We start from the raw sequence: 19,939 nt of genomic DNA, 5'->3' as shown, positions 1-19,939 counted from the left end.
AAACCCCGACGGGGGTGGACCCGCGGGCCCCCCGCACCGGAGTCCCGGTGCGGGGCGCCCGCGGGCCCTGGCGGGCCCGTCAGGACATGCTGTTGTAGACGCCGTAGCCGTGGCCGATGTTGACCCGGGCGGTGAACTTGCCCGGCGAGGTGTTCAGGTAGCGGTAGAGGTCGCCGCCCGAGGTGACGCCGAGCAGGTCGCCCTTGCCGTCGGCATTGAGGTCGCCGGGGGCGACGATCTTGGAGTACGTGTTCCAGCCGGTGCCGATGGGCTGGCGGGCCTTGAACGGGATGGCGGGGTCGCCGGTGCCCGCGTACAGGTACAGGTCGCCGCCCGAGGTGCGGGCCACGATGTCGGTGCGGCCGTCGCCGGTGTAGTCGCCGGCACCGATGATCTTGTTGTAGACGCCCCAGCCGGTGCCGACCTTGATGCGGGAGGCGAGGGCGGTGCCGGAGCCGTTGCCCTTGTACAGGTAGAGGTAGCCGGAGCCGTCGCGGGCCAGAAGGTCGCCCTTGCCGTCGCCGGTCAGGTCGCCGGGGCCGACGATCGTGTTGTAGACGCCCCAGCCGCCGCCGATGTCCTTGTCGTCGATGTAGAGGTGGCCCTGGTAGATCTCCGCGAGGTCCGACGAGGCGTCCTGGTCCATCGAGGACAGGTGGGTGAAGTTGGCGCCGCCCCAGCCGCCGGCCGTGCCGTACGGGCTGCGGGCGCGCAGTCCGCCGGTGTTCGAGCTGCTGTACCAGTACATCGTGCCGGAGGCGTCCCGCGCGAAGACGCCCTCCTTGGCGCCGGTGACCGGGTTGTTGCCCGCCCCGCCGAACTGCGGGACCCCGGACCAGTCGCCCGCGTCGCGGAGCTCCTGACGCGCCGCGAGGGTGCCGTCGCCCCTGCCCGTGTAGTACCAGAGCGTGCCCTTGAGGTCGCGGGCGATCAGCTCGCCGTTGCCGTCGCCGTCGTCGTCGCCGACGGGCAGGATCTGGTTGTAGACGCCCCAGCCGGTGCCGATCGACCGGCGGGTGCCGAACGGCTTCGCCTTGTCGCCCGTACCGGCGTGGAACCACAGGTTGCCGGCGGTGTCGCGGCCGACCAGGTCCGCCCAGCCGTCGCCGTTGTTGTCGCCGATGCCGAGGAGCTGGTCGTAGACGTTGAAGCCGTAGCCGATCTTCACGCGCGACGCGAACGGCGCGGTGCGGCTTCCGGTGCCGTAGAACAGGTACAGGTTGCCGTCGAGGTCGCGGGCGACCACGTCCGCCCGGCCGTCGTCGTTCACGTCGCCGGGCGCGAGGACCTTGTTGTAGATGTTCCAGCCGTTGCCCTGCCAGACGTACGTCCCGCCGGTCGGCGTGGCGTCCGCGTACAGCCGGAGAGCGCCCTGCGCGGACAGCGTCAGGACCTCGGGGCCGCTGGCGTTCCCGTCCTGGTTGCCGATCGGGATGACGTCCTTCGGAGGCTCCGGGAAGGACCCGAACGGCCGGCCCTGGCCTACGTTCGTGTAGACCTTCCCGTCGGCGTCGCGGAAGATCAGGTCGCTGAAGCCGTCGCCGTCGAAGTCCGACAGCTGCGGCGAGGCGCCGACCCCGGCGGTCGCGTCGGCGTCCTGACGGACCGCGCCGCTCAGGGGCCGGTTCAGGGGCGGCGCGGTGAAGCCGGTCACCGGCTTCTCGGCGACCGGGCGCGGGGCCGGAGTGCCGGTGGAGGCGGAAGCCGGGCTCGCGAGGAGCATGCCGGCGGAGAGGGCGAGCGCGGTGCAGGTGGCGACACGACGCGCACGCGTGGAATGCGGGAAGCGCAAGAGATCCCCCCAGGGACCAGAGGTCGACGGAACCGGACAAGGGGCTCGCACGGGTTCGGACGGCATCGGCGCGTGCCCGGGGGCACGCGGAGACGGCTTCGTCCGAGGACGGGAACACCCCCCCGAATGTTGGAACAGGAGTCTACTCACGCCTCCGCCGCACGCACGGGCGCCCCGCACCGGACCTCCGGTGCGGGGCGCCCGAGACCACGTCAGTACAGGCCGTTGTAGGTCTGGTAGCCGGTCCCGATGGAGACGCGCGGCTTGAAGACGTAGCCCGTGTCGCCGGTGCCGGAGTAGCGGAACAGCTCGCCGCCCGCGTTCACCGCGAGGAGGTCGGCCTTGCCGTCACCGGTGATGTCACCGGGGGCCTCGATCTTCGGGTACACGTTCCAGCCGCCGCCGATCCTGACGCGGGGCTTGAACGCGTAACCGGCCTGACCGGTGCCCTGGTACAGGTACAGCGTGCCGTCCTTGGCGCGGGCGATCAGGTCGTTGAGGCCGTCGCCGCTGTAGTCGCCCGAACCGACGATCCGGTCGTACGCGTTCCAGCCGCCGCCGATCCTGACGCGGGCGTGCAGGGCGTTGCCGTCGTAGTTGCTCCGGTACAGCCACAGGACGCCGTCGCGGTCCCGGGCGACGAAGTCGCCGGTGTCGTCACCGTTCAGGTCGCCCGGACCGGCGATCAGGTTGATCGCGCTCCAGCCGCCGCCGAAGTCCGTCTCGCTGCCGTAGAGGTGACCCTGGAAGATCTCCAGCGTGTCGGAGACCGCGTCCCGGCCGAGCGAGTTGACCTCGAAGAGCGTCGCGCCGGCCCAGCCGCCGGTGTCGCTGATCTGGGTGCGGGCCGCCAGGCGGCCGTTGTTCAGCGAGTCGTACCAGAAGAGCGTGCCGGCCTTGTCGCGGGCCAGCATGCCCTGCTTGCCGTGCACCGGGACGTTGCCCGCGCCGGAGAACTGGTCCACCCCGGACCAGAAGGCCGTCGAGTCGACCACCTTGCGGCTGGTGTAGTGGCCGCTGCCGGTGCCGAAGTACTCGTACAGCTTGCCGTCGACGCCGCGCGCGAGGACGTCGGGGACCCCGTTGGCGTTGTCGTCGTCGATGCCGATGATCTGGTTGTACTGCTGCCAGCCCCAGCCGACCTCCTTGCGGGGCTTCACCGAGTACGGGCTGCCGGTGCTCCCGTAGTAGAAGAGCACGCCGGAGGGCGTACGGGCGAGGAAGTCGCCCCGGCCGTCGCCGTCGCTGTCGCCGAGGCCGATCAGCTGGTCGTAGACGGACCAGCCCTTGCCGACCAGCTGGCGGGCGTGGAACGGGGCGTTCGGGGTGCCGGTCGAGACGTAGACCCACAGCTCGCCCGCGGGTGTACGCGCCAGCACGTCGGCGCGGCCGTCGCCGCTGATGTCGCCGGGCGAGAACACCTTGTTGTAGACCTGCCAGCCCGGACCGGACCAGCGGTAGGTGCCGTAGGACGCGGTGGAGTCGCCGTACAGGCTCAGCCAGCCGAACTTCGAGAGCGTCAGGATCTCGGGACCGCTGCCGTTCAGGTCCTGGTCGCCGATCGGGATGATGTCCTTGACGAAGGAGTCGTCACCGTTGTCGCGGTGGAACTCGGCGCCCTGGGAATTCGTCATCGCCGTCTGCAGCGTGCTGCCCACGCGCAGCACCAGGTCGCTCTGGCCGTCGCCGTCCAGGTCCGAGCGCGACGGCGGACGCTCCGCCGTGACGCCGGCGGCCCCGGCGGAAGGAGCGGTGTCGGCCTGCGGGACGGTCCGCTTCGTCGGCGCGACGGGAGCCTGCGCCGGCTTCTCGACCGCCGGGTGCGGCGCCGGCGAGTCGGCGGACGCCGGGCTCGCGAGGAGCATGCCGGCGGAGAGGGCGAGAGCGGTGCAGCCGGCGAGACGACGGGCACGCTGGGAACGCATGAAGAACAAAAAGATCCCCCCCAGGGATCAGAGGTTCGACGGAACCACACAGGGGGATCGAACAGCGTCGAACGGCGTCAGCGCATGGCGGTAGGCACGTGGAGACGACCTCGTAGGACGGTCGGAACACCCCCCGGATGTTGAACGCGAGTCTACTCACGGCCCGGCCGATTACCAGATGTCCACCGCACCGAATCCGACCGTCCGGTCGTTTCCCGCTCCCGGCCACCGCCCGGGCCCGCCGGTTCCCTCCACCGGCCCCGCCCGCTCAGCTCTTGCGGTGCCCTATCAGCCGCGGCTTCTGCTCCAGACCGTCGAGCCCGTGCCACGCCAGATTCACCAGATGCGCCGCGACCTCCGCCTTCTTCGGCCTGCGGACGTCCAGCCACCACTGCCCCGTCAGCGCCACACTGCCCACCAGCGCCTGCGCGTACAGCGGCGCCAGCTTCGGGTCGAAACCCCGCGCCTTGAACTCCAGGCCCAGGATGTCCTCCACCTGCGTGGCGATGTCACTGATCAGCGACGCGAACGTGCCCGTCGACTGCGCCACCGGGGAATCCCGTACGAGAATCCGGAAACCGTCCGTGTAGTTCTCGATGTAGTCGAGCAGCGCGAACGCCGCCTGCTCCAGGAGCTCCCGCGGGTGCCCCGCCGTCAGCGCCCCCGTCACCCCGTCCAGGAGCTGCCGCATCTCCCGGTCGACCACGACCGCGTACAGCCCCTCCTTCCCCCCGAAGTGCTCGTACACCACCGGCTTGGAGACCCCGGCCTTCGCCGCGATCTCCTCCACCGACGTGCCCTCGAAGCCCTTCTCCGCGAAGAGCGTGCGACCGATGTCGAGCAGCTGCTCCCGGCGCTCCGCGCCCGTCATCCGCACCCGGCGCCCACGCCGGGGCTTCTGCTCCGCGCCGCTGCCGCCCGTACCGCCGGTCCTGCCCTCGATCGCCACGTCTTCCATCATGCCGCGTCTGCGGACGCGCTCTGGCGGCGGGCTTCGATGCGGGACTTCGCCGGCCAGCGCACATCCGTCGCCCAGCCCAGCTGCTCGAACCAGCGGATCAGCCGCGCACTGGAGTCGAGCTGCCCGCGCAGCACCCCGTGCCGGGCCGACGTCGGGTCCGCGTGGTGCAGGTTGTGCCAGGACTCGCCACAGGACAGCACCGCCAGCCACCACACGTTGCCCGAGCGGTCACGCGACTTGAACGGCCGCTTGCCCACCGCGTGACAGATCGAGTTGATCGACCACGTCACGTGGTGCAGCAGCGCCACCCGCACCAGCGAACCCCAGAAGAACGCCGTGAACGCGCCCCACCACGACCACGTCACCAGACCGCCCACCAGCGGCGGGATCGCCAGCGACACGATCGTCCACCACACGAACTGGCGCGAGATCGCCCGGATCGCCGGATCCTTGATCAGATCGGGCGCGTACTTGTGCTGCGGCGTCTGCTCCTCGTCGAACATCCAGCCGATGTGCGCCCACCACAGGCCCTTCATCAACGCCGGCACCGTCTCGCCGAACCGCCACGGCGAATGCGGGTCGCCCTCCGCGTCCGAGAACTTGTGGTGCTTGCGGTGGTCCGCCACCCAGCGCACGAGAGGGCCTTCGACGGCCAGCGAACCCATGATCGCAAGGGCGATCCGCAGCGGCCGCTTCGCCTTGAAGGAACCGTGCGTGAAGTACCGGTGGAAACCGATCGTGATCCCGTGGCAGCCGATGTAGTACATCGCCACCATCAGCCCCAGATCCAGCCAGCTCACCCCCCAGCCCCACGCCAACGGCACCGCGGCCAGCAGCGCCAGGAACGGCACCGTGATGAACAGCAGCAGGGTGATCTGCTCGATCGAACGCTTGCTGTCCCCGCCCAGCGTGGCGGAGGGCAGCGCCTCGGCATCCGGCGCCTCGGACGCCGACGTCATCTCGGGGCTCATGGTCATGAATGTCCCTGGGGGTGAGGGGGAGGAGGAAACGCGTCGAAGGACACCTACAAGGCTACGCCTCCGTAACCTACGGCGTCGTAAGTATGGCAGCGCCATGGCGCGCGGCAAGAGGGCACGAAACAGGGCCCCGGCCGCCGCCCACCATGTGGACACCTATCCTGGGGGCGTCGGACAGCGCGGTCCGCAAGCCTCCGGAAACCCCTCCAGACGTGCTCAAACACTGCAAGGAGCCGCACCTGTGAGCAGTGCCGACCAGACCCCCACCGCCAGCACCGAGCTGCGCGCCGACATCCGCCGACTGGGCGATCTCCTCGGCGAGACCCTCGTACGCCAAGAGGGCCACGACCTCCTCGACCTCGTCGAGAAGGTCCGCCGCCTCACCCGCGAGGACGGCGAGGCCGCCGCCGAGCTGCTCCGGGGCGTCGAACTCGAGACGGCCGCCAAGCTCGTGCGCGCCTTCTCCACCTACTTCCACCTCGCCAACGTCACCGAGCAGGTCCACCGCGGCCGCGAACTGCGCGAGAAGCGCGCCGCCGAGGGCGGCCTCCTCGCCCGCACCGTCGACATGCTCAAGGACGGCGACCCCGAGCACGTCCGCGAGACGGTCAAGAACCTCAACGTCCGGCCCGTCTTCACCGCGCACCCCACCGAAGCCGCCCGCCGCTCCGTCCTCAACAAGCTCCGCCGCATCGCCGCCCTCCTGGAGACCCCCGTCGCCCAGGCCGACCGGCGCCGCACCGACCTCCGCCTCGCCGAGAACATCGACCTCATCTGGCAGACCGACGAGCTCCGGGTCGTCCGCCCCGAGCCCGCCGACGAGGCCCGCAACGCCATCTACTACCTCGACGAGCTGCACGCGAACGCCGTCGGCGACGTCCTGGAGGACCTCGCCGCCGAGCTGGAGCGCGTCGGCGTCGAACTGCCCTCCGGCACCCGCCCCCTCACCTTCGGCACCTGGATCGGCGGCGACCGCGACGGCAACCCCAACGTCACCCCCCAGGTGACCTGGGACGTCCTGATCCTCCAGCACGAGCACGGCATCACCGACGCCCTCGAACTCATCGACTTCCTCCGCGGACTCCTCTCCAACTCCATCCGCTACACCGGAGCCACCCAGGAACTCCTGGACTCCCTCCAGCGCGACCTGGACCTCCTCCCGGAGATCAGCCCCCGCTACAAGCGCCTCAACGCCGAGGAGCCCTACCGGCTCAAGGCCACCTGCATCCGGCAGAAGCTCGTCAACACCCGCGAGCGCCTCGCCCACGGCACCCCCCACCAGGACGGCCGCGACTACCTCGGCACCGCCGACCTCATCCGCGACCTCACCCTCATCCAGACCTCCCTGCGCGAACACCGCGGCGCCCTCTTCGCCGACGGCCGCATGGACCGGGTCATCCGCACCCTCTCCGCCTTCGGCCTCCAGCTCGCCACCATGGACGTCCGCGAGCACGCCGAAGCCCACCACCACGCCCTCGGCCAGCTCTTCGACCGCCTCGGCGAGGAGTCCTGGCGGTACGCGGACATGCCCCGCGACTACCGGCAGAAGCTCCTCGCCAAGGAGCTGCGCTCCCGCCGCCCGCTCGCCCCCACCCCGGCCCCCCTGGACGCCGCCGGCGAGAAGACCCTCGGCGTCTTCCACACCATCAAGGAGGCCTTCGAGCGCTTCGGCCCGGAGGTCATCGAGTCCTACATCATCTCGATGTGCCAGGGCGCCGACGACGTCTTCGCCGCCGCCGTCCTCGCCCGCGAAGCCGGCCTCATCGACCTCCACGGCGGCTGGGCCAAGATCGGCATCGTGCCGCTCCTGGAGACCACCGACGAGCTCAAGGCCGCCGACGTCATCCTCGACGACATGCTCGCCGACCCCTCCTACCGGCGCCTCGTCTCCCTCCGCGGCGACGTCCAGGAGGTCATGCTCGGCTACTCCGACTCCTCCAAGTTCGGCGGCATCACCACCAGCCAGTGGGAGATCCACCGCGCCCAGCGCCGCCTGCGCGACGTCGCCCACCGCTACGGCGTCCGCCTCCGCCTCTTCCACGGCCGCGGCGGCACCGTCGGCCGCGGCGGCGGCCCCTCGCACGACGCGATCCTCGCCCAGCCCTGGGGCACGCTGGAGGGCGAGATCAAGGTGACCGAACAGGGCGAGGTCATCTCCGACAAGTACCTCATTCCGTCCCTGGCCAGGGAGAACCTGGAGCTGACGGTCGCCGCCACGCTCCAGGCCTCCGCCCTGCACACCGCGCCGCGCCAGTCCGACGAGGCCCTCGCCCGCTGGGACGCGGCCATGGACGTCGTCTCCGACGCCGCCCACGCCGCCTACCGCCGCCTCGTCGAGGACCCCGACCTGCCGACGTACTTCCTCGCGTCGACACCGGTGGACCAGCTCGCCGACCTGCACCTGGGCTCCCGGCCCTCCCGCCGCCCCGGCTCCGGCGTCTCCCTCGACGGACTGCGGGCCATCCCGTGGGTCTTCGGCTGGACCCAGTCCCGCCAGATCGTCCCCGGCTGGTTCGGCGTCGGCTCCGGCCTCAAGGCCCTGCGCGAGGCCGGCCTCGACGCCGTCCTCGGCGAGATGCACGAACGCTGGGGCTTCTTCCGCAACTTCCTCTCCAACGTGGAGATGACACTCGCCAAGACCGACCTGCGCATCGCCCGCCACTACGTCGACACCCTCGTCCCCGACCACCTCAAGCACGTCTTCGACACCATCGAGGCCGAGCACGCGCTCACCGTCGCCGAGGTCCTCAAGGTCACCGGCGGCGAGCGGCTCCTCGACTCCAACCCGGTCCTCCAGCAGACCTTCGCCATCCGCGACGCCTACCTGGACCCGATCTCCTACCTCCAGGTCGCCCTCCTCGCCCGCCAGCGCGCGGCCGCCGAAAGCGGCCAGGATCCGGACCCGCTGCTCGCCCGGGCCCTGCTCCTCACCGTCAACGGCGTGGCGGCGGGCCTGCGCAACACCGGCTGACGGCCCTTCACCGCGTACGACAGAGCCCCCGCCGGGGAATCCGGCGGGGGCTCCGTCATGACGGGGTACGTCAGCCCTGCTGGGCCTTGCGACGGCGGGTCACCAGGACCGCACCGGCGGCCGCGAGGGCCAGAGCGGCGGCGGCGAGGATGCCGACCGGCGCGCTGGAACCGGTCTCGGCGAGGTTGCCCTCACCCGAGCCACCGGTGGCCGAACCGCCGGCGGCGGACCCACCGGTGGCCTCACCGGACGCCGAACCACCGGCCGAGGAACCGCCATTGGCGGAAGCCCCACCCGAGGCGGAACCACCGGTGGCGGTGGTCTCACCCGTGGTGGAACCGCCGGTGGCGGATCCGCCGGTGGTGGATCCACCGGTCGTCGTCCCGCCCGTGGTGGACCCACCCGTGGTCTGCTCACCCGTGGTGGAGCCGCCCGTGGTCTGGCCGCCGGTGGCGCCGCCGGTGGTGGTGTCCTCGCAGTCGACCCAGAAGACCTTGTGCTTGCCGCTGTTGCCCTTCTCGTTGTCGAACTTCCAGGTCAGCTTGTAGTGGCCGTCCGGGAGAGACAGGTCGTCGGTGCGCTCGTGACCGGTACCGTCCAGGACCAGCGAACCGGTGGTGCCCTCCAGGTCCTTCGTCGGAGCCTGGCCCTCGATGCTCCAGTCGACCTTCTGCGCACCGTCGAACTTGAAGCCGTCGAGGTAGAAGGTGCAGACGTGGGGCTCGTTCTTCATGAGCTCTTCGCCGGTCTTGGCGTCGTGGATCTTGACCGTGCCGTTGTCGCCCTTGGGGTCCTTCGGACCCTGGGAGGCGAACGCGGTGGGGGCGAAGATCACGGAGCCCGCCATGGCCGCGACAAGAGCGGCTGCGGGGATGAAGGAGCGTCGCATGTGCAGTCGTCCATCTGTGGGATGAGGATGCCGTGGGAGGTGGCTGGGGCAGCCTATCCGTCGCCTTAAGTCATCCTTAAGCCAGCGGTCCATAACGATTGACCGCAGAACCGGGACCAAACGGGTCAGAGTGCGAAGAACGCCGCCACCAGCACCGCACCGCCAACTCCCGCCAACGACCACGCAGTCCGCGACAGCCGCATCCCACCGCCCACCAACGGCGCCGCCAGCAACAGCGCCCCGCCCAGCGGGAGCCACGCGTGCAACCCCCCGCCCCAGCCCGTCCGCACACCCTCGTCCGTACCCGGCTTCACCACCACCGGGATCGTCACGCCCTTCTCCGCCGCCACCGAACGCGCGATCGACAACGTCCGGCGCGTCGACGACGGATCCTCCGGCACATAACGACCGCTGCACGTCTCGTCCGTGCAGTCGGTCACCGTCAACGTCCCGTGCTCACGGCCCTTCGCGAGCAGGACGTGCTGGGCGGAGTTCCACGAGGCCCAGGCACCCGCGACGACGAGGAGCAGGGCGACCAGGGCCATGGCTGCGGTACGGACGTGCGTCATGACCCGCGATCGTACAGTCGTACGTTCCAGGCACCAGACCCTACGAGTTGTACGCCGACTGGGCCCGCTCCAGCCCCTCCGCCACCAGACACTCCACCGAATCCGCCGCCCGGTCCACGAACCAGTCCAGATCCTTGCGCTCCGCCGACGAGAAGTCCTTCAGCACGAAGTCCGCGACCTGCATCCGCCCCGGCGGACGCCCGATCCCGCACCGCACCCGGTGGTAGTCCGCACCCATCGCCTTCGTCATCGACTTCAGACCGTTGTGCCCGTTGTCCCCGCCGCCCAGCTTCAGCCGCAGCACCCCGTAGTCGATGTCCAGCTCGTCGTGCACCGCCACCACGTGCGCCGTCGGCACCTTGTAGAAGTCACGCAGCGCCGTCACCGGACCGCCCGAGAGGTTCATGTACGACATCGGCTTCGCGAGGATCACCCGACGGCTCGAAGGCCCCGGAGGCCCCATCCGGCCCTCGACGACCTGCGCCTGCGCCTTCTGCGCCCGCTTGAACGAACCGCGGATCCGCTCCGCGAGCAGGTCCACGACCATGAAACCGATGTTGTGCCGGTTGGCCGCGTACTCGGGCCCCGGGTTGCCGAGACCGACGATCAGCCAAGGGGCGTTCGCGTCGTCGTCCGTCATGTGCGTCAGGTCTCCTCGTATCCGTACAAGAGAAACGGGGTGACGGGCCCGTACGGCCCGTCACCCCGTCACGTCAGACAGAGCCTACGGCTCAGGCCTCGGCGCCCTCGGCGGCCTCGGTCTCGGCGGCCGGCTCCTCGGCCTGCGCGGCCAGGACCTGGATGACGACGGCGTCGGCGTCGGTCACCAGGGTCGCGCCCTTCGGAAGGGTGATGTCCTTCGCGAGGATGGAGGCACCGGCCTCCAGGCCCTCCACGGAGACCGTGACGGCCTCGGGCAGGTGGGTGGCCTCGGCCTCGACGGACAGGGTGCCGAGCACGTGCTCCAGCAGGTTGCCGCCGGCGGCCAGCTCACCCTCGGCCTGGACCGGGATCTCGACCGTGACCTTCTCGCCGCGCTTCACGAGGAGCAGGTCGACGTGGATCAGGAAGCCCTTGATGGCGTCACGCTGGACGGCCTTCGGGATCGCCAGCTCCTGGGTGCCGTCGATGTCCAGCGAAAGCAGCACGTTCGGCGTACGCAGCGCGAGACCCAGGTCGTGGGCCGGAAGGGTGACGTGGATCGGGTCCGAGCCGTGACCGTAGACGACGGCGGGAACCTTGGCGTCACGGCGGATGGCGCGGGCGGCGCCCTTGCCGAACTCGGTGCGGACGGAAGCGGCGAGCTTGACCTCGGACATGGTGCACTCCTCGTAGAAAGGTGACGAAAAAGGTGGTCACCCGGCCACGACTGGCGATGGCCTGCTACGAAGAGCGCGTCGATAACGGACCGCCGAGACCCTCACGGGTCCGGCCTCCCTCGCCGAGCAACTACGGCAGTCTACCCGCCACCCCCGACCCGCCCAAATGGATCACCCCGGCAGAACGAAGAAGGGCCGCCTCCCCACCCGGGGGAAACGGCCCTCCTCACTCAGTCCTGTGCGGCTCAGTGCTCCTCGAAGAGGCTCGTCACCGAACCGTCCTCGAACACCTCACGCACCGCACGCGCGATCGTCGGCGCGATCGACAGCACCGTGATCTTGTCCAGCTCCAGCGCACCCGGCACCGGCAGCGTGTCCGTGAACACGAACTCGCTCACCTTGGAGTTCTTCAGCCGGTCCGCCGCCGGACCCGACAGGATGCCGTGCGTCGCCGTCACGATCACGTCCTCCGCACCGTGCGCGAACAGCGCGTCGGCCGCGGCACAGATCGTGCCACCCGTGTCGACCATGTCGTCCACCAGGACACAGACACGGCCCTTCACGTCACCGACGACCTCGTGCACGGTCACCTGGTTGGCGACGTCCTTGTCACGACGCTTGTGCACGATCGCCAGCGGCGCGTCCAGACGGTCACACCAGCGGTCGGCCACCCGCACACGACCCGCGTCCGGAGAGACGATCGTCAGCTTCTCGCGGTCGACCTTCGCACCCACGTAGTCCGCGAGCACCGAAAGCGCCGACAGGTGGTCCACCGGACCGTCGAAGAAGCCCTGGATCTGGTCCGTGTGCAGGTCCACGGTCAGGATCCGGTCCGCACCCGCCGTCTTCAGCAGATCCGCCACCAGACGCGCCGAGATCGGCTCACGGCCACGGTGCTTCTTGTCCTGCCGGGCATAGCCGTACGACGGGATGATCACGGTGATGCTCCGAGCGGAAGCCCGCTTCAGAGCATCGATCATGATCAGCTGCTCCATGATCCACTTGTTGATCGGAGCCGTGTGGCTCTGGATCAGGAAGCAGTCCGCGCCACGCGCCGACTCCTGGAAGCGGACGTAGATCTCACCGTTGGCGAAGTCGAACGCCTTGGTCGGAACGAGACCGACGCCCAGCTGGTGCGCGACCTCCTCGGCCAGCTCGGGGTGGGCGCGGCCGGAGAAGAGCATCAACTTCTTCTCGCCGGTCGTCTTGATCCCGGTCACAGCACTGTCTCCTCAGACGTGTTCTCTGGCCGCGATCCCACGCCCGTCGAGCGCATGTGCGTGCCAGCCGAATTTGTGTGCACGTATCACGGTACGCCGAGTTGGACGTACCTGTTTCCGGTCAGCTTTCGCCGGCGGACTCCTCAGAGGCGACCTGAGCGGCCTGCGCGGCAGCACTGCCGGGCCGCTTCCGGGCCACCCAACCCTCGATATTCCGCTGCTGGCCCCGGGCCACGGCGAGCGAACCGGCCGGCACGTCCTTCGTGATCACGGACCCCGCAGCGGTGTAAGCCCCGTCCCCGATGGTGATGGGAGCCACAAACATGTTGTCCGAACCCGTACGGCAGTGGGAGCCGATCGTGGTGTGGTGCTTCGCCTCACCGTCATAGTTCACGAAGACGCTCGCGGCACCGATGTTCGTGTACTCGCCGATCGTCGCGTCACCCACGTACGACAGGTGCGGGACCTTCGTACCCTCACCGATCGTCGCGTTCTTCATCTCGACGTACGTACCCGCCTTGGACTTCTTCCCCAGGTTCGTCCCCGGACGCAGGTACGCGAACGGACCCACCGAAGCACCCTCACCGACGGAGGCCGAGAAGGCCACCGTGTTGTCCACCCGGGCGCCCTTGCCCACGGTGACGTCCGTCAGACGCGTGTTCGGCCCGACCACGGCGTCCTCGGCGACGTGCGTCGCACCGTGCAGCTGCGTACCCGGCAGGATCACCGCGTCGGCCTCGAAGGTCACGGTGACGTCCACGATGACGGACGACGGGTCCACGACCGTCACGCCGGCCATCATCGCCGCCTCCAGGAGGCGCCGGTTCAGCAGGCCACGGGCCTCGGCGAGCTGCACACGATTGTTGATCCCCAGGATCTCCCGGTGATCCCCGGCGACAGAGGCACCCACCCGGTGCCCCGCCTCACGCAGGATCGACAGCACGTCCGTGAGGTACTCCTCACCCTGGCTGTTGTCCGTCCGCACCTGACCCAGCGCCTCGGCCAGCAGCTTCCCGTCGAACGCGAACACACCCGAGTTGATCTCCCGGATCGCGAGCTGCTCCGCGGAGGCGTCCTTGTGCTCCACGATCTCCGTCACGGCCCCGCCGGCGTCCCGCACGATCCGCCCGTACCCCGTGGAGTCCGGCACCTCGGCCGTCAGCACCGTCACGGCGTTGCCGTCGGCGGCGTGCGTCCCGGCCAGTGCCTTCAGCGTCTCCCCGGACAGCAGCGGAGTGTCGCCACAGACCACGACGACGGTCCCCTCGGGCGCGGCGCCCAGCTCCTCCAGGGCCATCCGCACGGCGTGCCCGGTCCCGTTCTGCTCCTCCTGGACGGCGGTGCGGGTCCCGGCGTAGTGCTCCTCCAGATGCCCCTTCACCTGCTCACGGGCGTGCCCGACGACCACGACGAGGTGCTCGGGCTCCAGCTCCCGGGCGGCGGACACGACGTGCCCGACGAGCGAACGCCCGGCGATCTCGTGCAGGACCTTGGGGGTCTTCGACTTCATGCGGGTGCCCTCACCCGCTGCGAGGACGACGACGGCTGCCGGGCGGTTGGCGCTCACGGGAATGCCCTTCGGCTTTGGGTGGTGGACGCACGAAGGATACCGGGGGGCAGGATGGCGGACATGAGTGCGGGTCCTGACCTGGACGGTCAGGACCCGAACCGAGCTTGCTCCCCTGCCAGGACTCGAACCCGGACATAGGACTCCAAAGGTCCCAGTGCTGCCGATTACACCACAGGGGATTGCTTATGGGTCCGAAACGGACATTTTGTCAGTCCCGTGCCCCGGCGGCCTCCACTATGCCGTACCAGGCGCCTTCCGTGCGACGGTATAGCTCCGCGCTCCGAGTGACGTAGATGATCAGGCATCCCCGGTAGGCCTCGGCAGTGTTCTTTCGAACGGTTCGGGGGTTGTGTCGCTTCAGGGTGGCTCTCTGGAAGGCCGAGCTGTCGACTCCGGTGTTCATCGCGTTGACGTCGGGGGCCGCCCGTAGGGTGGTGGGTATGACCACAACGGGGGCAGATCGGGACGCCGGGGGCGTCGGGACTTGGTGGTGGTGGGGGAGACGGCGGAGCGCCGTGCTCGACGGGGCGCTCGCGCTGGTGTCCGCGCTGGAGTGTGCCGTCGAGGGCGTCGGGTTCGCCGACAAGGCTTCGTTGCCGGTGCCGCTGGGGGTGGTGTTCGGGTTGCTCGTGGGGTCCGTGCTGCTCGTGCGGCGTCGCTGGCCCATCGCCGTCGTGCTGGTGTCGATCGCCGTCGCGCCGGCCGAGATGGGTTTCCTGATGGGGATCGTCGGGCTGTACACGCTCGCCGCCTCCGAGGTGCCCCGGCGGATCACGGCCGTGCTCGCGGGGATGTCGACGCTCGCGGTGTTCGTCGTGACCGTGGTGCGGATGCGGCAGGACGTCGCTCAGGACATCGATCCCAGTGGCTGGTACGTGCCGAGCGTGTCGCTCTTCATGACGCTCGGGCTCAATGCGCCGCCGGTGCTCTTCGGTCTCTACATAGGGGCGCGGCGTCGGCTGATGGAGAGCCTGCGGGAGCGGGCGGACAGCTTGGAGCAGGAGCTGTCGTTGCTGGCCGATCGGGCGGAGCAGCGGGCGCAGTGGGCGCGGCAGGAGGAGCGGACGCGGATCGCGCGGGAGATGCACGACGTGGTGGCGCACCGGGTGTCGCTGATGGTGGTGCACGCGGCGGCGTTGCAGGCGGTGGCGTTGAAGGATCCGCAGAAGGCGGTGAGGAACGCGGCGCTGGTGGGGGACATGGGTCGGCAGGCTCTGACGGAGTTGCGGGAGATGCTCGGGGTGCTTCGGGAGGGGGCCGCTCCTGTCGCTCCTGCCGCGGTGCCCCTCGCCGCGGTGGGGCGGGCCGCTGCCGCCGCGGCCGAGGCGGCCGCCGAGGACGGGCCGTGTCTGGACGCCCTGGAGGCGTTGTGCCAGCAGTCGCGGTTGGCGGGGACGGTCGTGGAGCTGGTGGTGATGGGGGAGGCGCGTCCGTATGCCCCGGAGGTGGAGCGGACGGCCTACCGGGTGGTGCAGGAGGCGTTGACGAACGTCCACAAGCACGCGGCGGGTGCGAAGGTCGTGGTGCGGCTGGCGCATCGGGAGGCCGAGGTGGCGATGCAGGTGGAGAACGGTCCTTCGGACGCGGCGGTGGCCGGTGTGGGGTTGCCGAGTGGGGGGAACGGGCTGGTGGGGATGCGTGAGCGGGTGGTGCGGCTCGGGGGCGTGTTCGTGTCGGGGCCGACGGACGCGGGTGGTTTCAAGGTGTCGGCGGTGCTGCCGACGGGCGTCTAGCCGGCTGTGAGGCGGGCCGCCCGGCCGTGAGGCGGGTCAGCCCGCCGTGAGGCGGGTCGGCTGGGCTCCGGTGATCAGGGTCGACAGGGCCGTGTCGATGTCCTTGCCGAGGTACCAGTCGCCGGCGTGGTCGAGGCTGTAGACGCGGCCTTCGGCGTCCATGGCGAGGACGGCCTGGTGGTCGCCTTCTTCGCCGAGGGGGGCGATCTCGGTGTCGAGGGCGCGGCCGAGGTCGGCGAGGGTGCGGGAGAGGTGGAGTCCGGCGAGGGGGTCGAAGCGGACGGCGGCGGGTGCTATCTGCCGGCCGTGGCCGGGTGCGGTGATCCGCAGGCCGCCGAATTCGGCCCAGGCTTCGACGGCGGCGGGGAAGACGCTGTGCCGGTGGCCTGCGGGGGAGATGTGGGCGCGCAGGGTGTCGGCCCATTCTTCGGCGAGTTTGATGTCCCAGCGGCCGGGCTGCCAGCCGGCCTCGCGGAGGGCGGCGTCGACGTTGACCGGGAAGCGGGTGGTGCTGAGGTGGTCGGGCATGGGGTGCGGTCAGCCGTTCTCGACGGGTGTGGTGGGGTCGACGGCGCGGACGCCGAAGTGGGCGAGCATGGCCGTGCAGGAGCGGCAGGGGGCGGCGTAACTGCCGTGGAGCGGGTCGCCGTCCTCGCGGATGCGGCGGGCGGTGAGTTTGGCCTGCTTGAGGGAGCGGCGGGCTTCGCTGTGGGTGAGCGGTTTGCGTTGGGCGCGTTTGGAGCGGTTGTTCTCGGTGGCGGTGAGGTGCCGGGAGAGCAGGATGGCCTCGGGGCAGCGGCCGGTGAAGCGTTCCCGCTGGCTGCTGGTGAGGGTGTCCAGGAAGTCCTGGACGAGGGGGTGCAGGGCGGGTGGCCGGTCGCCGCGGCCCGCGGTGCACGTGAGGGTCTCGCCGCGGACGGAGAGGGCGGCTCCCACGGTGGGGAGGATTCCGTCGCGGCGGTGGCGCAGGGAGGGCGCGCGCGTGGTCTCGGCGCTGCTGCTCCAGTTGAGGCGTGGGTCACCCTGTGTGGGCGTCGTTGCTGCGTACATGGTGCTGGTCTTCCCCTCCTGCAATCCCCCGAGTTGCGTGGACAGCCTGCCAAATAGGGAGCCATATGGGGAAGCTGGGGCGGCGAAACGCGTCTTCGGTGTGTCGGAATCATGGTGTGCCTGTCATGGGGTCGTGACAGTTGGTCACGCTCGGTCGCGGAGGGGTCGGGTCCGGTTCGGCCTCTTGTGGCAGCGCATAGGCTGTGCGGCATCAGTCGGCCGCAGCCGTCGGCTGTCGGTAGCAAGCAGTCAGCGACGCCATGCAGGGGGCAACCGCCATGACGACAGGTCGGCTCGGGCAGGACACCGCGCCACCGAACGCGGCCTACGCCGGGCAGGTCGTGCATTTCCCGGATCCGGTCCGTGCGTCCCGTCACCCCAGAGGGGTACGGGTGGACGAGCGCGGCTATCCGGACTTCTCGCCGTATGCGCGTGCGGCGGCGGAGATCGCCGATCCGCCGGAGGGTTTCGGTGTCGACGAGCTGCGGTTGACGGATTACGTGTCGGCGAACGCGGCGCTTGCGGCGACCGGTCATGAGTTGTGGGACACGATTCCGTCGGTGGCGACCCCGCACGGGTGGACGTGGCATCACGTGGTGGGTTCGCGGCGGATGGAGCTGGTGCCGGTCGAGGTGAAGGCGCTGCTGCGGCATCACGGCGGGGTGGCGACGGCCGCCGTGGACCAGTCGAAGCGGGGGACGCGTCCGCTGCAGGAGACCCGGCCGGTGCACTTCGGGCTGCCGAAGGGGCGTCTGTCGGTGTCGGAGCAGCAGCTTCAGGGGGTCGAGGAGGATCTCGGCTATCGGCTGCCGGGGGCGTACCGCTCGTTCCTGAAGGCGGCGGGCGGGTGTGCTCCGGTGGGGGCGGCGCTCGACGCGGAGCTGGGCGTCCTGGTGGACCAGCCGTTCTTCACGGTGCGGGAGGAGGCGGGGGTCAATGACCTCGTCTACGTCAACAAGTGTCTCCGTGACCATCTGACGAAGGACTATCTGGGCGTCGCTTTCGTCCAGGGTGGTCTGGTCGCGTTGAAGGTGCGGGGTGCGGCGGTCGGTTCGGTGTGGTTCTGCGCGTACGACGACGCGCGGGACTCCGGCGAGGTGGCGGCCGGCTGGACGGTGAACGAGCGGGTGGAGCGGCTGCTGCTGCCCTGCGGCGCGGACTTCGACGCGTTCCTCGGGCGTCTGGCGGGTAATCCGCCGGAGCTGGAGACGGTGGCGAATCTGATGGTGGACGGTGGCTTCGCGCGTGCCGTGCCCGTGGTCCCGGTGGGGGAGTGAGCTGGCTGTGGTGACGTTCGCGCAGGCGCAGGAGCGTGCCGAGGAATGGATCAACGGTGATCTGCCGGGGTACCAGCACCGCGAGGTGCGGGTGCGGGAGTTCGAGCTGGGCTTCGTGGTGTGGGCGGAGGACCGCGAGGGCGGTCCGACGTCGGACGGGGGGCGTCAGCGGCTGGTGATCGCGCGGGACAGTGGTGAGGCGACGCTGTGGCCGGGGTTGCCGGTGGGTGAGGTGATCCGGCGGTACGAGGAGGAGTACGGGGCGACGGACGAGGTTCCGGCGCAGGCGGCGGTGCCGGCGGCGCGGATCGATCTGAACCAGACGTCGTTCCTGTTGAGTCCGCCGGAGTGGTTGCAGGACGCCGCGGACAAGATCGGGCTGCCGAGGGAGGAGTCGCACGCCTCGCAGGAGAGTGTGAGTGCGTCGGCTCCGGTGGACGACATGTCGGACGGGGTGGGGGTGGCGGGGCCTTCGGCTTCGGTGGCTTCTTCCTCTTCTTCCGTTTCGGTGGCTTCTTCCGCTTCCTCCGTCTCGACGGATTCGTCGGAGCCGGTGACGGGGTCGGGGTCGGAGTCGGTGTCGGGGTCGGAGGCCGCGGCGGCTCCGGTTCCGGCCGTGGAGCCCGTACCGGCCGTCGAGCCCGCCCCGGCTCCTGTCCCGGGTGGCGACGCGTACGAGCCGACGGCGATGGACGGTGTCCCGGCGTCGAGCCCGGTCGCGTCGGGTCCCGCGGTGGCGCCGCCCGCGCAGCCGGCCCCGCCGGTCGCGCCCCCGGCTCCGCCCGCCCCCGCCCCCGCGCCCGCTCCCGCGTCGTCCAGTCCGTGGGTGGACGCGAACGCGAGTTCCGGCGGTGCGGACGGGGCGGTGCCGCTGCCCGCGACCGTCTTCGCGCCGCCGCTGTCGGGGACGGACGACGAGGACGCCCCGCCGCCGTCGGTGGGCGCGGACGCGCCGACCGCGTTGATGAAGGGCGGCAGCGCGCTGCCGCCGACCGCGATCGCCCCCCGTCTCGACCCGGCGGCTCCGGCCCCGGGTGCGGTTCCGCCGGCCCCGCCGTCACCGCCCGCGCCGGGGCCTTCGCCGGCTCCCGCGCAGGCCGGTCCGGGTGCGCCGCCGCTTCCGCCGCCCGCGCCCCCGGCGCCGGGGGCGGGGGACATCGCGGACGCCGCGACCAGCAAGGCCACCCTGCCGCCGAAGGCCGGGCGTGGTCCGACGCCGCCTCCGCCGCCGGGAGTTCCGGGCGTGCCGGGGGCCTCGTCGGGCGGCAACGCGTACATCCCCACGCAGTTGGTGTCGCAGCTCGGGCCCGAGGGGCTCCAGCCGCCGGGTCCGCCCGCGCAGCCGGGTCCGCCCGGTCCGCCGCCTCCGCCGTCCGCGCCGGGTCCCGTGACGCCGCCGCAGCCGGTGCACCACGCGGCGACGATGCTGGCGCATCCGAACCAGGGTGGTCCGGGGGCGCCTCCGCCGCCTCCGCCGCCGCCGGGTGTGCCGGGTGGTACGCCCGCGGGCGGCATCGCGCACGCCGCGACGATGCTGGCGCAGCCCGGTCCGGGTGGTCTGGGTGGTCCGGGGGCTCCGCCGCCTCCGCCCGCTCCGGCGCCGCCGGTCGGTGGGCACACGCCGCCGCCCGCCAGAAGTGGATCTCGATCCAGCACGGCCGAAGCCGCTTCCCGTTCTGAACCCCT

At 70.7% G+C, this 19,939-nt stretch carries 16 protein-coding genes, 1 tRNA gene and 1 pseudogene; 3 read left to right on the top strand and 15 right to left on the bottom strand.

The features are described 5' to 3' along the window. Window positions 1-79: 79 nt before the first annotated feature. The 4 genes from ABZ318_RS32860 to ABZ318_RS32845 form a co-directional block, all read right to left on the bottom strand. Window positions 80-1,792 (bottom strand): VCBS repeat-containing protein, encoded by a 1,713-nt coding sequence (locus tag ABZ318_RS32860; RefSeq protein WP_356906097.1) that lies wholly within the window; start codon window positions 1,790-1,792, stop codon window positions 80-82. Between the two features lie 212 nt (window positions 1,793-2,004). Continuing rightward, window positions 2,005-3,717 (bottom strand): FG-GAP-like repeat-containing protein, encoded by a 1,713-nt coding sequence (locus ABZ318_RS32855; RefSeq protein ID WP_356906096.1) that lies wholly within the window; start codon window positions 3,715-3,717, stop codon window positions 2,005-2,007. A 268-nt stretch (window positions 3,718-3,985) separates the two neighbouring features. Next, the gene (locus ABZ318_RS32850; RefSeq protein ID WP_356906098.1) at window positions 3,986-4,675 is read right to left on the bottom strand and encodes a TetR/AcrR family transcriptional regulator; all 690 of its coding nucleotides are present in this window, start codon (window positions 4,673-4,675) and stop codon (window positions 3,986-3,988) included. Then, on the bottom strand, window positions 4,675-5,655 hold the full coding sequence (locus ABZ318_RS32845; RefSeq protein WP_356906095.1) for a fatty acid desaturase: 981 nt from the start codon (window positions 5,653-5,655) through the stop codon (window positions 4,675-4,677). The genes ABZ318_RS32850 and ABZ318_RS32845 overlap by 1 nt, the downstream gene beginning before the upstream one ends. A 241-nt stretch (window positions 5,656-5,896) precedes the next feature. Between ABZ318_RS32845 and ppc the strand changes: the two genes are divergently transcribed. Beyond that, on the top strand, window positions 5,897-8,626 hold the full coding sequence (gene ppc / locus ABZ318_RS32840; RefSeq protein ID WP_356906094.1) for a phosphoenolpyruvate carboxylase: 2,730 nt from the start codon (window positions 5,897-5,899) through the stop codon (window positions 8,624-8,626). A 70-nt stretch (window positions 8,627-8,696) separates the two neighbouring features. On the opposite strand, the gene ABZ318_RS32835 is transcribed toward ppc, so the two are convergent. From ABZ318_RS32835 to ABZ318_RS32800, 8 genes and pseudogenes are all read right to left on the bottom strand, one after another. Further along, entirely contained in the window at window positions 8,697-9,515 is an 819-nt protein-coding gene (locus ABZ318_RS32835) for an LPXTG cell wall anchor domain-containing protein (RefSeq protein ID WP_356906093.1), read from the bottom strand. A gap of 125 nt (window positions 9,516-9,640) precedes the next feature. Further along, window positions 9,641-10,084 carry a hypothetical protein gene (locus tag ABZ318_RS32830; protein ID WP_356906092.1) on the bottom strand — a complete coding sequence of 148 codons (444 nt, stop codon included), beginning with the start codon at window positions 10,082-10,084 and terminating at the stop codon, window positions 9,641-9,643. A gap of 40 nt (window positions 10,085-10,124) precedes the next feature. Next, window positions 10,125-10,724, bottom strand: coding sequence for an aminoacyl-tRNA hydrolase (gene pth, locus ABZ318_RS32825; RefSeq protein WP_356906091.1), 600 nt, complete (start codon window positions 10,722-10,724; stop codon window positions 10,125-10,127). A gap of 91 nt (window positions 10,725-10,815) precedes the next feature. Then, window positions 10,816-11,403, bottom strand: coding sequence for a 50S ribosomal protein L25/general stress protein Ctc (locus ABZ318_RS32820; protein WP_356906090.1), 588 nt, complete (start codon window positions 11,401-11,403; stop codon window positions 10,816-10,818). 245 nt (window positions 11,404-11,648) lie between these two features. After that, complete coding sequence (locus tag ABZ318_RS32815) at window positions 11,649-12,623, bottom strand: ribose-phosphate diphosphokinase (protein ID WP_356906089.1); 975 nt, start codon at window positions 12,621-12,623, stop codon at window positions 11,649-11,651. Window positions 12,624-12,744: 121 nt separating this feature from the next. Beyond that, entirely contained in the window at window positions 12,745-14,190 is a 1,446-nt protein-coding gene (gene glmU, locus ABZ318_RS32810; protein ID WP_356906088.1) for a bifunctional UDP-N-acetylglucosamine diphosphorylase/glucosamine-1-phosphate N-acetyltransferase GlmU, read from the bottom strand. A 110-nt stretch (window positions 14,191-14,300) separates the two neighbouring features. Further along, window positions 14,301-14,372 (bottom strand) — tRNA-Gln (locus tag ABZ318_RS32805). Window positions 14,373-14,401: 29 nt separating this feature from the next. Continuing rightward, window positions 14,402-14,587: pseudogene (locus ABZ318_RS32800) on the bottom strand (hypothetical protein); the annotation flags it as partial. A 46-nt stretch (window positions 14,588-14,633) separates the two neighbouring features. On the opposite strand from ABZ318_RS32800, the gene ABZ318_RS32795 reads away from it, so the two are divergent. Next, window positions 14,634-15,926, top strand: a complete 1,293-nt coding sequence (locus ABZ318_RS32795) for a histidine kinase (protein WP_356906087.1) — start codon at window positions 14,634-14,636, stop codon at window positions 15,924-15,926. Between the two features lie 36 nt (window positions 15,927-15,962). Here the strand turns inward: ABZ318_RS32795 and ABZ318_RS32790 are convergent, their stop codons facing one another. Together ABZ318_RS32790 and ABZ318_RS32785 are read right to left on the bottom strand one after the other, a co-directional pair. After that, window positions 15,963-16,454, bottom strand: coding sequence for an SUKH-3 domain-containing protein (locus ABZ318_RS32790; protein ID WP_356906086.1), 492 nt, complete (start codon window positions 16,452-16,454; stop codon window positions 15,963-15,965). Between the two features lie 9 nt (window positions 16,455-16,463). Further along, a complete protein-coding gene (locus tag ABZ318_RS32785) occupies window positions 16,464-16,976 on the bottom strand; it encodes a YwqJ-related putative deaminase (RefSeq protein WP_356906085.1) in 513 nt (170 codons plus the stop codon). A 278-nt stretch (window positions 16,977-17,254) separates the two neighbouring features. On the opposite strand from ABZ318_RS32785, the gene ABZ318_RS32780 reads away from it, so the two are divergent. Continuing rightward, the gene (locus ABZ318_RS32780) at window positions 17,255-18,253 is read left to right on the top strand and encodes an SMI1/KNR4 family protein (RefSeq protein WP_356906084.1); all 999 of its coding nucleotides are present in this window, start codon (window positions 17,255-17,257) and stop codon (window positions 18,251-18,253) included. 165 nt (window positions 18,254-18,418) lie between these two features. Here ABZ318_RS32780 and ABZ318_RS32775 read toward each other — a convergent pair whose 3' ends face one another. Continuing rightward, entirely contained in the window at window positions 18,419-19,522 is a 1,104-nt protein-coding gene (locus tag ABZ318_RS32775) for a hypothetical protein (protein ID WP_356906083.1), read from the bottom strand. Window positions 19,523-19,939 lie beyond the last annotated feature (417 nt).

Source organism: Streptomyces sp. NPDC006197, from assembly GCF_040613865.1.
GTDB lineage: Bacteria > Actinomycetota > Actinomycetes > Streptomycetales > Streptomycetaceae > Streptomyces.
The sequence above is the reverse complement of the archived record's forward strand: the minus strand, read 5'-3'. Positions and strand labels throughout refer to the sequence as shown.

What these genes read in the sequence shown, in the direction of transcription:
- ABZ318_RS32855 (WP_356906096.1), bottom strand. Translation starts at nt 3,717, where the DNA reads ATGCGTTCCCAGCGTGCCCGTCGTCTCGCCGGCTGCACCGCTCTCGCC.
- ABZ318_RS32850 (WP_356906098.1), bottom strand. Translation starts at nt 4,675, where the DNA reads ATGGAAGACGTGGCGATCGAGGGCAGGACCGGCGGTACGGGCGGCAGC.
- ABZ318_RS32845 (WP_356906095.1), bottom strand. Translation starts at nt 5,655, where the DNA reads ATGACCATGAGCCCCGAGATGACGTCGGCGTCCGAGGCGCCGGATGCC.
- ABZ318_RS32835 (WP_356906093.1), bottom strand. Translation starts at nt 9,515, where the DNA reads ATGCGACGCTCCTTCATCCCCGCAGCCGCTCTTGTCGCGGCCATGGCG.
- ABZ318_RS32830 (WP_356906092.1), bottom strand. Translation starts at nt 10,084, where the DNA reads ATGACGCACGTCCGTACCGCAGCCATGGCCCTGGTCGCCCTGCTCCTC.
- pth (WP_356906091.1), bottom strand. Translation starts at nt 10,724, where the DNA reads ATGACGGACGACGACGCGAACGCCCCTTGGCTGATCGTCGGTCTCGGC.
- ABZ318_RS32820 (WP_356906090.1), bottom strand. Translation starts at nt 11,403, where the DNA reads ATGTCCGAGGTCAAGCTCGCCGCTTCCGTCCGCACCGAGTTCGGCAAG.
- ABZ318_RS32795 (WP_356906087.1), top strand. Translation starts at nt 14,634, where the DNA reads ATGACCACAACGGGGGCAGATCGGGACGCCGGGGGCGTCGGGACTTGG.
- ABZ318_RS32790 (WP_356906086.1), bottom strand. Translation starts at nt 16,454, where the DNA reads ATGCCCGACCACCTCAGCACCACCCGCTTCCCGGTCAACGTCGACGCC.
- ABZ318_RS32785 (WP_356906085.1), bottom strand. Translation starts at nt 16,976, where the DNA reads ATGTACGCAGCAACGACGCCCACACAGGGTGACCCACGCCTCAACTGG.
- ABZ318_RS32780 (WP_356906084.1), top strand. Translation starts at nt 17,255, where the DNA reads ATGACGACAGGTCGGCTCGGGCAGGACACCGCGCCACCGAACGCGGCC.